At 59.0% G+C, this 13,163-nt stretch carries 12 protein-coding genes and 1 pseudogene; 1 reads left to right on the top strand and 12 read right to left on the bottom strand.

Annotated features, from left to right (window positions below):
* Window positions 1-120: 120 nt before the first annotated feature.
* The 6 genes from JX325_RS07120 to JX325_RS18020 form a co-directional block, all read right to left on the bottom strand.
* Entirely contained in the window at window positions 121-330 is a 210-nt protein-coding gene (locus JX325_RS07120) for a hypothetical protein (RefSeq protein WP_204790458.1), read from the bottom strand.
* 13 nt (window positions 331-343) lie between these two features.
* Window positions 344-811, bottom strand: coding sequence for a C40 family peptidase (locus JX325_RS07125; protein WP_204790459.1), 468 nt, complete (start codon window positions 809-811; stop codon window positions 344-346).
* Between the two features lie 85 nt (window positions 812-896).
* Window positions 897-1,616: an alpha-galactosidase gene (locus tag JX325_RS18535; RefSeq protein ID WP_307819251.1), complete on the bottom strand. Its 720-nt coding sequence runs from the start codon at window positions 1,614-1,616 to the stop codon at window positions 897-899.
* Window positions 1,549-3,219 (bottom strand): alpha-galactosidase, encoded by a 1,671-nt coding sequence (locus tag JX325_RS07130; RefSeq protein ID WP_307819252.1) that lies wholly within the window; start codon window positions 3,217-3,219, stop codon window positions 1,549-1,551. The genes JX325_RS18535 and JX325_RS07130 overlap by 68 nt, the downstream gene beginning before the upstream one ends.
* A 54-nt stretch (window positions 3,220-3,273) precedes the next feature.
* On the bottom strand, window positions 3,274-4,110 hold the full coding sequence (locus JX325_RS07135) for a Cof-type HAD-IIB family hydrolase (protein WP_204790460.1): 837 nt from the start codon (window positions 4,108-4,110) through the stop codon (window positions 3,274-3,276).
* A gap of 4 nt (window positions 4,111-4,114) precedes the next feature.
* Entirely contained in the window at window positions 4,115-4,576 is a 462-nt protein-coding gene (locus JX325_RS18020; protein WP_307819253.1) for a PTS glucose transporter subunit IIA, read from the bottom strand.
* On the opposite strand from JX325_RS18020, the gene JX325_RS07145 reads away from it, so the two are divergent.
* Window positions 4,553-5,308 carry an AraC family transcriptional regulator gene (locus JX325_RS07145; RefSeq protein WP_243413968.1) on the top strand — a complete coding sequence of 252 codons (756 nt, stop codon included), beginning with the start codon at window positions 4,553-4,555 and terminating at the stop codon, window positions 5,306-5,308. The genes JX325_RS18020 and JX325_RS07145 overlap by 24 nt on opposite strands.
* 144 nt (window positions 5,309-5,452) lie before the next feature.
* Here JX325_RS07145 and JX325_RS07150 read toward each other — a convergent pair whose 3' ends face one another.
* From JX325_RS07150 to JX325_RS07175, 6 genes and pseudogenes are all read right to left on the bottom strand, one after another.
* Complete coding sequence (locus JX325_RS07150; protein WP_204790463.1) at window positions 5,453-6,286, bottom strand: MBL fold metallo-hydrolase; 834 nt, start codon at window positions 6,284-6,286, stop codon at window positions 5,453-5,455.
* A gap of 27 nt (window positions 6,287-6,313) precedes the next feature.
* Window positions 6,314-7,792: a glycoside hydrolase family 32 protein gene (locus JX325_RS07155; RefSeq protein ID WP_204790464.1), complete on the bottom strand. Its 1,479-nt coding sequence runs from the start codon at window positions 7,790-7,792 to the stop codon at window positions 6,314-6,316.
* A gap of 66 nt (window positions 7,793-7,858) precedes the next feature.
* A complete protein-coding gene (locus JX325_RS07160; RefSeq protein WP_204790465.1) occupies window positions 7,859-9,274 on the bottom strand; it encodes a glycoside hydrolase family 32 protein in 1,416 nt (471 codons plus the stop codon).
* Window positions 9,275-9,357: 83 nt separating this feature from the next.
* Window positions 9,358-11,241, bottom strand: coding sequence for a PTS transporter subunit IIBCA (locus JX325_RS07165; protein WP_204790466.1), 1,884 nt, complete (start codon window positions 11,239-11,241; stop codon window positions 9,358-9,360).
* A 124-nt stretch (window positions 11,242-11,365) separates the two neighbouring features.
* A complete protein-coding gene (locus JX325_RS07170; RefSeq protein WP_204790467.1) occupies window positions 11,366-12,334 on the bottom strand; it encodes a LacI family DNA-binding transcriptional regulator in 969 nt (322 codons plus the stop codon).
* A gap of 373 nt (window positions 12,335-12,707) precedes the next feature.
* A pseudogene (locus tag JX325_RS07175) lies at window positions 12,708-13,163 on the bottom strand (tyrosine-type recombinase/integrase); the annotation flags it as partial.

The raw sequence follows: 13,163 nt of genomic DNA on the forward strand, positions 1-13,163 counted from the left end.
TGGATTTCCTTCGGAATCCCATTGCCTTCTGCCGTTTCTTTCTTCGCGGCTAGCTTAATGACATTACTCAAATTGAGACGCATTTCTCGACATTTTTCGTGGGAGTGGCAGAGCGGAGTATTATAGTATAATTGCCATTGTGATTCTAAAATCTCTATTGAAAACCAGAGGACAGATGATTTTATCATCGCTGCCGTCTTCTTCCCCATAGAAGACGCTTACCCTGTTTTCAAAGCTCTGCGCCACTCCAACTTTCCCGGTTGACCGTTCTGCAATTTCGATTGTATGGGCAACCCGCTCCAGAAGTATCAGCTTTTCATATTCCGTCATGACTTCACTCCTCTCAGTCAAACATATTCGGCCTGCCGACAACGGTAAAGCCAGTCGCGGAAAACTCTGTGACAACCACGTTGTTTCGTCCGCTGGAACAGTGGCAAACCAGCAGCTTCCCTGCGTCATTCCGGCCAACGACAATGCCGATATGGGAGGCGTCGGGGAATAAGGCCATATCTCCGGGGCGGGCCTCGCTGGCGGATACCCTGGTCAGATTCGTGCCAATGTACCAGTTGCCGTCGCTGGGGAGTCCGGCGTTCCGCAAGGCCCAATCAATCATGCCGGAGCAGTCAAGGCCGAAGGGCCGATAGGTCCCTGTTGAGGGACTTCCCGCCGCTGTCACTTTCCGAAGTGTACCCCCGCGGTCATCCCAGCCAATAGCATGGCTCTTGCCTCCCCAAAAATAATTTACTTTCTNCACAAGGGAGAGGGCCTTTTCCACTGTGTCACGGCGGGCCTGCTCCAGATCAGCGGGCAAGGCCGCTAAAACCTCCCGTTCGTCCGCTCCGGTGATATCAAGGCTCCCGGCAAGGCTGGACAACGTGGGGCGATCCCCNNGCAGCTCATCTAGGGCGCTGTTCTGATAAGGTGTGAAATTGTAGATGGTCCGCATATCGTCGGCGGTTTTTGGCGTGATGGTAATATGCAGAATTTTTTCCGTCCACGCCTCCCGGTTGCCGCTGGCGGGGTGGGCATAGGAGTATCTGCCACGCCTGGTATTCCTCCTTCGCTGCAGGAATTACCAGCCCGCACTGTTTCAAGGATGCGCCAGTAGCTCTGTAACTGCCGTTCCCATCGGACACCTCATACCAGAGGCTGTCCTTCAAGCCCTGAACCCGCACCCGAACAGGGATGGAATTTGGAAACACATGGTGATAGACGGCGGTGACCAGAGCGGTCTCTCCATCCGGGCAGGCCGCCTCCCAGACGGTGCAGCTGGGGTGCTCAGGAGCAGTCAGGCGGTAGTAATCGCCGTGGTGGATCAAGTCGTAATGCTCTTTATAAAAAGCAATCTGCCTTCCAATTGCGGCCCGCTCCTCGTCGCTTAATGCGCGGGGGTCCAGCTCATAGCCAAAGGCTCCGAACATGGCAGCGCTTCCCCGTGTATTGAGCGGCGTGGTCCGCCCGGTCTGGTGGCTGGGGACAGCGGCCACATGGGCACCAACGCAGGAAACGGGAAAGCCCAGAGAGGCCCCGTACTGGATGCTGAGCCGTTCAATGGCGTCGGTGGTGTCGCTGCCCCAAATCTGGGGGGGGGGGGTAATACNGCATCCCGGCGTCAAACCGTCCGCCCCCTCCGCTGCAGCTCTCAAACAGGACCTCCGGAAACCGGGAAGTCAGCTCCTCCAGCACCCGATACAAACCCAGAACATAGTGGTGGGCAAATTCTCCCTGACGGCCGGCGGGCAGAGCACGGCTGAACTTGTCGCAGATCGCCCGGTTGAAGTCCCATTTGACATAGGAGACCGGCGCGCCGGACAGGATTTTAGAAACCGCACCGATCACATAGTCCTGTACATCTGTCCTTGAGAAGTCCAGCACCAGCTGGGAGCGGCTCAGACAGGGCNTCCGTCCCGGAATCGTCACTGCCCAGTCCGGGTGGGTACGGTACAGATCACTGTCCTCCGAGATGCCCTCCGGCTCCAGCCAAAGACCGAAGCCCAGGCCCAGCGCCTGGATANGCTCCCCCNGCTCNTTCAGGGTACAGCCCAGCTTTTTCTCGTTGGGGACCCAGTCGCCAAGACCGGAAATGTCCTCGTCCCGCTTGCCGAACCAGCCGTCGTCCAGGACGAACAGCTCCGCGCCCATCTCCGCCCCCGCTTTGGCGATGGAAACCAGCTGTTCTCCGGTGAAATCGAAATAAGTGGCCTCCCAGTTNTTGGTGAGAATGGGACGGCGTTTTTCCTTCCAAGCACCCCGGCACAGGTTTTCACGGAGAGCCCGGTGGAAAATGCGGCTCACGCCGCCGAGGCCCTGATTGCTGAAAGCCAGGATGACCTCCGGCAGCCACAGAGAGTCTCCCGGCTCCAAACACCAGGAGAAGTTGTCCGGGTGGATACCGCAGACCAGCCGGGTCTGCTCCAACTGGTCCTTCTCCAGCTCCATCAAAAATTCTCCGCTGTAGACAACGGAGAAGCCGTAGCAGGAGCCGCGGTTTTCCGTAGCGTGAGGCTCACAGAGCATCAGGAAGGGGCTGTACTGATGGCTGCTGATGCCCCGGACACTGCCCACTGACTGAACGCCGTGGAGAATCGGAGAGCGCTGGACATTCTGCTCCATGGAGTGCCGCCCATAGAGGGAAATCCAGTCGAACTGTCCCCACTGCCAGTCCAACTGCATACTGGCCGCCTTTTCCAGCGTCACGGCCTCTGTCCCGTGGTTGACAATTCGGACAGCCCGGGTGATGACATCCTGATTCTCCAAAACACCGTAATACAGTTCCGCCTCCAGCCCGGAGGCGGAGTCCTCCATGCGCAAAACCAAGGTTTCCCCCTGACCCTCCTGGGCGTAGAGGGCAGNCAGGCCGGGAATGGCGTATTTCCCCGGAAGCCGCTCATAAGAGCGGAAGNGCAGCCCCGCCGCCTGGCTTCCGTCCAGATTCCGCGCCCGCAGCGCCGTGACGCGATAATCTCCCGTGCCGAAGCAGCCGTATTCCTGGGGCAAGGTGTCCAGGGAGTAGCGGCGGGTGGTCTGTCCGGCCGCATAGGGATTGCCGGAGAAACCCACGTCGTTCTGCTGGACAAAATAGGACTTGNCGCTGCTGTCCGTCCGCTCTCCATAGTACAGGTGGAGCAGAGTTCCCCACTGGTCCGCCCTCATCTGATAGGTGGCGCTTTGGGTATGCAGAGTAAAAAGCTGACGCTCTTTGTCAATTACAATCGACATATTGCTCCCTCCAAAAGGGCCTGGACGTGACTCGCGCCCAGGCCCATTGTTCATTCATCCGCACAGGCCCATGCGGTGAAGCTCCAGATACACGCCGTCGTGAGCCACATCCTCGCAGACCACATCGGCCAGGGCCTTCAGCTCATCGCAGGCGTTCCCCATGGCCACGCTGACCCCGGCCCGTTCCAGCATGGCCGCGTCGTTCATGCTGTCTCCAAAGGCAACCGCATCCGCGGGAGTGGCCCCGAAGCGGCGGCAGACCAGCTCGATGCCCCGGCCCTTGTCGACGCTCTTGGGGATAATCTCGCCATTGAAACAGGCGGTGCTTGCGCCGTAGGGATGCACTACGAAGTCGAAACGGTCCCCCAACACCTCACGGGCCTTGCGGACGGAATCCAGGTCCCGGCTGGTAAAGCACAGCTTGTAGGCGCCCTGTTTGGGATACTCCTCATATTTCCGAATACGCAGGCCAGACTCAATTNCCTTCTGCATCCGAATCAGCTCAGAGTTCTGAGGGTCGGGGGATACGCTGCGCAGGAGCTCCTCCATCTGGGGGTCGGTGTAGATGCCGTCCGGGGTTTCGATGCGGCAGAACACGCCTTCGCTGTGGAAGACCGAGAGACATTCCTGCACCACTTCTTCCAGGAGGAGGCTGTCGAACAGCACCTGATCTCCCACCGACACGTAGGCCCCCGCACTTGCAATAATACCGTCAAACCCGATGTCCAGAATGTCCCGGCCAATAATGGGGAGGTTTCGGCCGGTACACAGGAAAGCCAGATGTCCCTTGGACCGCACCTGCCGGATTGCCTGCCTGACCTTGGGAGAGGGGGCGGACAGTGCGGCTACCAGAGTGCCGTCAATGTCCAGGAATATCAACTTTCTGTCCATACCATCACGCCTTTTTCATTTCCGCGATTTTCGTCTCGGGGCTCATCGCTCCGGCAGTCTCCTTCTCCAGAGCCAGTCCGCCGGCGGGGTCTGTAAAGAGCATGGGAATGGAGGTCCCGAAGCCCGCCTTTTTAATCTGCGCCAGGTCAAACTTAATCAGGAGCTGCCCCTTGCGCACGGTATCGCCGTTTTTCACATGGGGCTTGAAGAACTTGCCGGCCAGCTGCACGGTGTCGATGCCGGGGAGCACCGTGGTGCCGAAGCCCAGAGCGGCCAGATTCGTGAGATAGACCACCATGCCGCCCAGAGCGCCGCCGATGCAGCCGCCGATCAGGGGGTAGCGGCAGCGCAGGTTCACGCCGAAGATGGCGGGTTCCGTAATGCCGAAGAGGACGGAGACAAAGCTGGGGATGCAGATTTCGCGAATCTTGAGATTGTCCCGGTGGCGGACCAGATAGCCCGGCACCGCGCCGCCCTGGGCATGGTCCACTATATTCTCAGCGGAAAGGGCGTCTATCAGTGCCAGGGCAAAACCTTCCGTCTGGGAGAGGGGGAAGCCTTCCTCATCTGCCCCGGAGAGCTGATCTACTACGAGGCGGACCGGGAGGAACCCTGGATTTACACCTGGATTGGGATGCAGGGAATCAAGATCAAGGGCTATCTGGAGCGGACCTCTCTTGTGGAGTCCCTGGTGTTTTGTTATGGAGGGTACCCGCGGCTGCGCGCTTGCCACGAGCGGCTTTTTGAGGCGGAGCAAAAGACCCAAAGCCGGGACCTATTGATGAACAGCATCCTGTATGAATATCTTTTCCTGCTGGCGGACAAGTTCCCCAATAAGAAACCAGCCGGAGCGGAGAAGCGGTCCAATTATGTGGAGGAAGCGCTGAATTTCATAGAGGGCGCTTTCTGCGGCCCCATTACCGTCCAGGACATCGCCGATCATTTATGCCTGAACCGCTCCTACCTTCATCGGCAATTCAAGGCGGCTATGGGCGTATCCGTCCAGGACTACCTGCTGGACCGGCGCATCCGGCAAGCCTGTATTCTGCGGAAAAATACCGACCTGCCAATCCAGGTGGCGGCAAGGTCGGTAAGCTATCAGGACGCACTTTATTTTTCTAAAATATTTCACCAGAAAAAGGAAGTCACCCCCAGCCAGTGCCGAATGAGGCACCAGAGGCGTTCACAAACTCCGTAATGCCGTTTCTCTATTTCTTTTGGGAAAACCCACAGACAAATATTCTGTCCCGCTGCCGATATGGAAATATAGCCAACTACGTGATGATAGTCCCACAGTCTCTGAGGATAAGAGTATAAATTCAGCGTGCGGGATTTCGTATCTTTAGAACGTCACTTCCATACCGTCATAGGCGGCCAGAATCCCCCGTTCTCTCCCCCACGCCTCCAGCTGGTCATGGGTCATCCCCCCGTTGTGGCTGAAATGATTCACAACCTTCACAGTATGGCTGCCGGAGCAGCCCAGGTCATGGAGCTTTTGGAAAAAGGCCTCTCCGTCAGGCAGACCCATATGATAGCCGCCGGCCGTCTTTTTCCCCATAGTGGCGTCCAGGCTGATCAGGTCATACCGCTCCGCCGTTATGAGCGCCCAAGCCTCCGCGCTCAGGTTCACGCCGGTATCATGGCCGTAAAAGACCGTCTTCCCCGCTTTTTTGCAGATGTACACAAGGCATTCCTCCCGCTGGTCATGGTCAGCGGGCACGGCGGTGATCTCCCATCCATTGGCCCGGAACCGGTCTTCCCCGTGAATCACATGGAAGTNCACCACGCCGTCAATGGGATGCGGTTTGAACCGCTCAACCAGGATATGGGCGTCGAAGGCGTCCTTGACCGCCTGGCTGCCGTAGACTTCCAGGACGCCTTCCGCGCCGTGGCCGAAGTGCTCATGGCGGTGGATCAGGTCTGTGGGAAACCAGTGGTCCATGTGGCTGTGGGTTACCAGCAGCGTGTGAATCTTCGCCAGCTCCAGGCCGTACCGCAGGGCGTGGCAGTAGGTGTCCGGCGGGAAATCAATCAGCAGTTCCCCGTCCAAAACAGCCTGGGTGCGGGTACGCAGGTTCTTTCCGCCCCGCTCCCGGGCTTGGGTGCAGATGGGGCAGGAGCAAAACAGCGCGGGCCAGCCCTCGGCGGCGGCGGTTCCCAAATAACGTATTTTCAAAAAGCTCCCTCCTTATGTCGTTTTTGTTCAGCCGCGGTCCTGACACGCGGGTTCCGCCAAGCGGTACCGCTCCAGGTCCATCTCTGCCCTCCCCTGCGCATGGAAGGAAATCCCGTCCGCCTCCTGCGGGGTGTAAAGGGTGGCGGAGAGAACCTGTTCTCCCCCGTTGACAAACACCTCCACGGAAAAGCGGTCCAGGATCAGGCGCAGCTCCAGCTCCCCCGCCCGGTCCCGCACAGGCACGGTTCTCCGGTGGACCAGATTGCAGGGAAAGCCGGAATACGTACGGTCCAGCGTCAGAAGATTGGGGCCGGACTGAAAACAAAGGGCGGTAAAGCGATGGCCGTCCTGCGCAAATTTCAGAGTAAACGTCCCATCCCCCCGGCACCGCAGCGCGATCTTCATATCCAGCGTCCGGCCGGATACGCCAGGCAGGGTCAGGGAACCGGAGAGCGGGATATTTTCGTAAGGAATCCCTTCCTCCCGCCACGCCTCCAGCTCACGAACGGGGCTTTGGACCAGCCGCCCGTCCCGGACAGACAGCTCCCGGGGCAGGGTAAGCTGTCCGAACCACTTCTGTCCCTTCGGGACATAGCAGGACGGCTCCCCTGCGGCCTGCATCCATCCGATCATGACCCGCCGCCCGTCCGGCAGGAGGGCGGTCTGGGGCGCGTAGAAATCCAGCCCCTGGTCCACAGGCGAGATGCTCTGCCGGATGAATCTCCCGCCGCCGTCTAAACCGCCCAGGATACAGAGTACCTCCTGGCCGTTGTGAAACTCCGGGCCGGGAGCCTCCAGCTCCTGGGGAGAGACCAGCAGGATAGATTGTCCGTCCAGGGAGAAAAAATCCGGGCATTCCCACATCTTCCCCCACTGGTTGGCGGAGCGGTCCAGCGCCCCCTCCAGCCGCCAGCGCTCCAGGTCCTCCGACGAATACAGCAAAACCTCTCCGCTGCCGTCTCCGGCACGGTTTCCCGCCACGGCGTACCAGCGGGAACCATCCCGCCACAGTTTGGGGTCCCGGAAATCCTGCGCGCTGCCGCCGGGCGGAAGCTGCTCCCCGGTGATCACCGGGTTGGCGGAGAGCTTTTCGTAATTCTCTCCGTTTCCCACCGCCAGGCACTGCGCCTGGACTTCTCTTCCCTCCTCCAGGCGGCGTCCCGTATACATCAGCAGATGCCGCCCATCGGGCGTTTCCGCCGCGGAACCGGAAAAGCAGCCGTCCCGGTCATAGGGCTGGTCGGGGGCCAGCGCGGCGGGCAGGCGCTCCCAGCGGAGCAAGTCCCGGGACTTGCAGTGCCCCCAGTGCATGGGGCCCCAGCTGGTGCTGTAGGGATGATACTGGTAAAAGAGGTGGTATTCTCCCCGGTAGACGGAAAATCCGTTGGGGTCGTTCAGCCAGCCCGTGGTGGGCGTCAGATGGAACAAAGGCCGCTCTGCCGGGGAGATCAAGGCGCCCATCCTCGCCTCATAAGCCCTTGCCCTCCTTAACTGCTCTGAAATCATAGACCGCACCGCCTTTCTTCTTTTCCTCTATCCTACCAGGCTTGGCCGGACTTGTCCAGCCCGCCCTCACTCAGGAGAATATTCTTTGATTTGCATGGGACGCAGTTTGTGGACGGCCGCCTTTCCTCTGCCCTTCAGCGCCAGCGTCCGTCCTTCGCTCTCAGGATACCAGCGAACCGACAAAACCGCCTCCCCGTCATTTGCGAAAAACTCCAGGGCACTGGTATCCGCCAGGATGCGCAGATTCCGCAATTCGCGAACGGGAGCGGTCCGGCTCCCCCGGCCCCAGCCGCCCTCCCGGACGGTCAGCGTCAGCGCTCCATTCCCTGTCCGCAGGGAAACGCCGGAGAGGTCCAGGGACAAATCCCCTTCGCATATGATCGCAATATCGGAGAGGAGAGGCAGGTCTATCGTTTTTTCTCCCTCGAAGTCATATTCCCGGGACTCCTCACGCAGTCCCTCCAGCTCCGGGACCGGGTTCATCACCAGCCTGTTCCGGCGGCGTTCAAGTACTCGCGGCACCGTCAAACAGTGCTGCCAGCCTTGGGCGGCAGTTGGATTGGAATACTCCGCGTCCGGCATCCCCATCCAGCCTATCAGCAGACGGCGGCTGCCATCCGGGAAGGTCTGCGGCGCGTAGAAGTCAAAGCCAAAGTCGAAGGGAACGAACTCCCCCAGCCGGCAGTCTCCCCGGAAGTCGCCAAAAATCGGAAAATAGCCGGAGGCGTAGACGTTCTCAAAGCCCGGTCCCTTTTCCGGAACCCCTTGGGGGGAAACCGCCAAAAACCACTGTCCGTCCATTTCAAAGAGATCGGGACACTCCCACATATAGCCAAAGGCCGCCGATGTGCAGAGCGTGTTGATATGCTTCCACTGGAATTTGTCCTTTGACTCGAATATCAGCGCCGCGCCCGCGTCTTCCACCGTCCGGGCCCCCAGCACCATGTAATAGACGCCGTCCTGCTTCCACACCTTCGGGTCCCGCACATGCCGCGTCAATCCGCCGGGATAATCCTTGGGTCCCATCAGCAGCCGTTTCCAGCCAAGACGCACCCCGTCCGGGGAATAGGCCACGGCGGTATTGTTCTCACGGCCTTCCAGAACATAATCGTAGTCTCCGCCGTGTTTGACATTTCCTGTGTAATACAAATACAAGCCGTCCTCCCCGCAGAGGGCCGAGCCGGAATACGCGCCGTGGACGTCATAGGGCTCGTCGCTGTACAGCATGACCGGGCACCGCTCCCAGGAGAGCAGATCGCGGGATTTGCAGTGCCCCCAAAACTTCACGCCGCCGTTGGCATCGAAGGGCGCGTATTGATAGAAGACATGATACTCGTCCCGAAAACGGCACAGGCCGTTGGGGTCGTTGAGCCAGCCGGTGGGCGGCGCCAGATGAAGGCCGGGCCGCCAGGGGCCGCCCTTCACCGCCTGCCGTTCCGCCGCTGCGGTCAGGCGGACCAGATCCTTGTGCAGCGCATTCATAGAACCCCTCCTTTTCGCATAGGCCTATAGGCTTTCTTCCAAGCCGCCCGTCCTGCGGGCGGCTTGGAGGAATTGCCCTCTCATCAGACCTGGATCACCTTGTCCAGAGCCTTGCAGACGCCGGTTTGGATGGTCACGCTCTCATAGTCGTCGGAGTTCGTCACCAGCACCACCACCACATCGGGATGGCCAGCGGCGGCGATTTTGTCCCGGTCAAAAGCGATGAGTTTTTCACCGGCCTTTACCGTTTGCCCCTCCTGGACAAAGCACTCGAAGCCCTCGCCGTTCATCGCCACCGTATCCACGCCGACATGGATCAGCACCTCCATGCCGTCTGGAGAGGTGATGCCCACCGCGTGCCGCGTCTCAGCGACAGAGGAAATCTCGCCGTCGAAGGGAGCCGCTATGAAGCCCTCAGCGGGCTGGATGCCCACGCCCTGTCCCAGGACTCCGGCGGCAAAGGTCTCGTCGGGGATCTCCTCGGAGGGAATGACCGTTCCGGAAACCGGGGCGTACACCGCGCCGGGCCGGCACTCCACAGCGGGGAGCGCGGGCTCGGGCTGGACGGCCTTTTTCTCCGCGGGAGCGGCGTCCTTATAGCCAAACACCCAGGTCAGAGCGAAAGCCACACCGATGGAGACAGCGGCCATGATGATGTAATTGATAGGGTCATTGAGGCACAGCAGCAGGCCGAACAGGCCGGTCACGCCGGTGCCGCTGGCCCCCAGTCCCACCAGAGAGGCGTACATAGCGCCCGCCGCGCCGCCGATGGCGCCGCAGACAAAGGGCTTGAAATAGCGCAGGTTCACGCCGAAGATGGCGGGCTCGGTGATGCCCATGAAGCAGGAGAAGGCGGAGGGCAGGGCCACGGACTTGGTCTTCTGGTTCNTGCTCTTGANNGCAACCGCCAGAGTGGCCGCGCCCTGTNCCATATTGGCGGCGGAGGCCAGAGGGAGCCAGTAGGTCACGCCGTACATGGACAGCTGTCCCATGTCAATGACCGTGTACATGTGATGGATACCGGCCACCACAGTGGTGGAATACAAGCCGCCCATAATCAGGCTGCCCANGCCCAGGGGGAGCGTGAGCAGGGTCTGGATGCCTCCGATGACCCCGTTCTCGATGGGCACGAAGATGGGGCCAATGATGGAATACGTCAGGTAGCCGGTGATAAATACGCTGGCCAGGGGTGTTACAAACAGGTCGAACATGGCGGGCACGATCTTGTGCAGGCGCTTTTCAATGAAGCACATCACCCACACGGCGATGATCACCGGAATGACGTGGCCCTGATACCCCACCAGGTCCACCTCATACAGGCCGAACCACACACTCTGCGTCCGCAGCACGCCCTGGGTCGCTACCGTCCAGGCATTCTGGAGGTCCGGATGGATCATCAGCATACCGATGACCGCGCCCAGATAAGGATTTCCTCCGAAGGCTTTGGCGGCGCTGTAGGCAATCAAAATCGGCAGGAATACGTATGCTGTATTGGCAAAAAGATTGGCGAACACATAAATGGAGCCCGAAGTGTCGATGTGAAGGAACCCGTTGTTCACCATGAAGTTCAGCGCCTCCATGATACCCATCAGGAAACCGCTGGCCACGATAGCCGGGATAATGGGAACGAAAATGTCCCCCAGGCACTTGATGGCCCGCTTGAAGACATTTTGCTTGGCGGCCGCCGCGGCTTTGACCTCTTCTTTCGTGGCGGCGGTGAGTCCGGAGATGGCAATAAACTCGTCATAGACCTTATTGACCGTGCCGGTGCCCAAGATGATCTGAAGCTGGCCGGAGGCGCTGAAAACTCCCTTGACCCCGTCAATGTCCTCTACGGCTTTCGCGTCGCACTTGGTGTTGTCCGCCAGGACCAAACGGAGCCTGGTGGCACAATGGGCGGCGGAAACCAGGTTTTCCTTCTTCCCCNCCTTGTCGTAGATTTCCTGGGCTACTTTTTTGTAATCCATCGTTCTGCTTCCTTTCACATTTTATTTCAGCTCCATGGATGGAGCGGAGGCACAAAAGGAATTCATGAATACGTATTCTCGAAAATCCTAAAAAAAGGATATCGAAACGTCATCCTTTTTCTATTCAAGTGCTCTCACGGATCACCAGAGAGGCGGAAAGCGGATCATCCAGCGCTTCCCGGGGACCGGGGCGGTCAATGCGGTCCAGCAGCCGCGCCACGGCCTCATGGGCCATCCGGGCGATGGGCTGGGACACGCTGCTCAGCCGGGGATTGAGATAACGGCCCATAGAGGTATCGTCAAACCCGATCACGCCGACCCTCTCAGGGACAGAAACCTCCAGCCGCCGGAGCGCGTCCAGGACCTGCAGTGCATAGATGTCATTTCCCGCGAAGACGGCTCCCCGCTCCGGCGATTGGCCCAGCCAGTCCTCTAGCGCTCGATTCATCTGAACGTCGTCCTGATAAACGACGTTTGCCGTCCGCGGGCCATAGCCTATCTCCACAAGAGACCGGCGGAATCCCACGTATTTCCCGTCGTAGTCCTTTCCGATGAACAGGAAGCGCCGGAAGCCCCGTTCCAGCAGATGCGCCGCCACCATGGCACCAGCCTGGGCGTGATCCACATAGACTGAATCCAGGCCCTTGGCCCGGCGGGTGACGGTTACAACGGGCACATCCAGTATTTTGACGTACTCCCGCCATTCCCCGCTGGTCTCCCGGATAGGCACCGCCAGTACGCCGTCTACCCGGTAACGCCGGACCACATCCAAATACTCCTGTTCGTTCCGGGGGTTGTAATCGCTGTTGAACAAGATGATGCTGTACCCGTTTTCCCGGGCCTCGGTTTCGATCCGTTTCGCAAGATCGGCAAAAAAGCCGTTGGAAATGTCGGTCACCAGTACGCCCAGCAGCTTCGTTTTGCTGCCCTGGAGTCCCTTGGCCAAAGCGTTAAACTGATAATCGTGCTCTCTGGCGCAGGCCAGCACCCGTTCCCGAATCTCCGGAGCCACTGTCATACTTCCGTTCAGCACACGAGACACCGTGGGCTGGGAAACGTGGGTCAGTTTTGCGATTTCCGTCATTGTAATCATATTGGCTCCACTAGAATACGTATTCTTTAAACACAAGTGAATTGTAGCACAGCTTTCACACAAAAATCAATTCATGGGTTACACAAAACTTTCCCCTGTATTTTATTGATATTACTGGAAATCAAGGATCATCATTTTGTGACCGCTCACGTGTAGCCAATCCCAGGCTCCTTCTTTGGATGTACCAGCGCACACGCTGCTCTGAGGATAAGGGCTGATTTATGGCCTTGAAAATCTCCATTATCTGTTTCAGACCTGCCATTCTCGTGACAATTTCTGCTTGCTTTGTACGGCCGGGAACTCCTTGACCACATATTTGCCCACAGACAGAGAAAAACTGGCCCACCGGGAGTGTCCCGGTGGGCCGTAGTTCTCAACCAGCCTTGCTCTCTGCCCTCAGCCGCTCCCTTTCGGCGGCTACCTCCGTTTTCATCTCGGTTATCATTACCGCCAGCAACTTTTCGCATTCTTCCTCTGAGTCAGCGTAGATGTCCCGGGTGCGTTTTGTTCCATCGGGCCAGGTCACCGTGTACCTTCCGTTCCAGCGCCCACTTTTGGTCTGACCCAAGTATCCGCTGCCCCAGTAGCGGCGCTTGCCCCGCTTGGGTTTGAAGTCTGTCAGAGTGCGGCTGGCTACCGCTTGGGGATTCTCTGCGGAAATCTCTACTTTACCAATACCTCGGTCGATTTTAGCGGCGGCCTGCTTCTGCATATCATCAGTGACGTGTGCGTAGACATTCAGCGTAGTGGCACTGGAGACGTGACCGATGATGGTGGACAGGGTCTTTACATCCATCCCATGCTCCAGAGCATTAGTGGCGAATACATG

This window comes from Oscillibacter sp. CU971, from assembly GCF_905219725.1.
Classification (GTDB): domain Bacteria; phylum Bacillota; class Clostridia; order Oscillospirales; family Oscillospiraceae; genus Oscillibacter.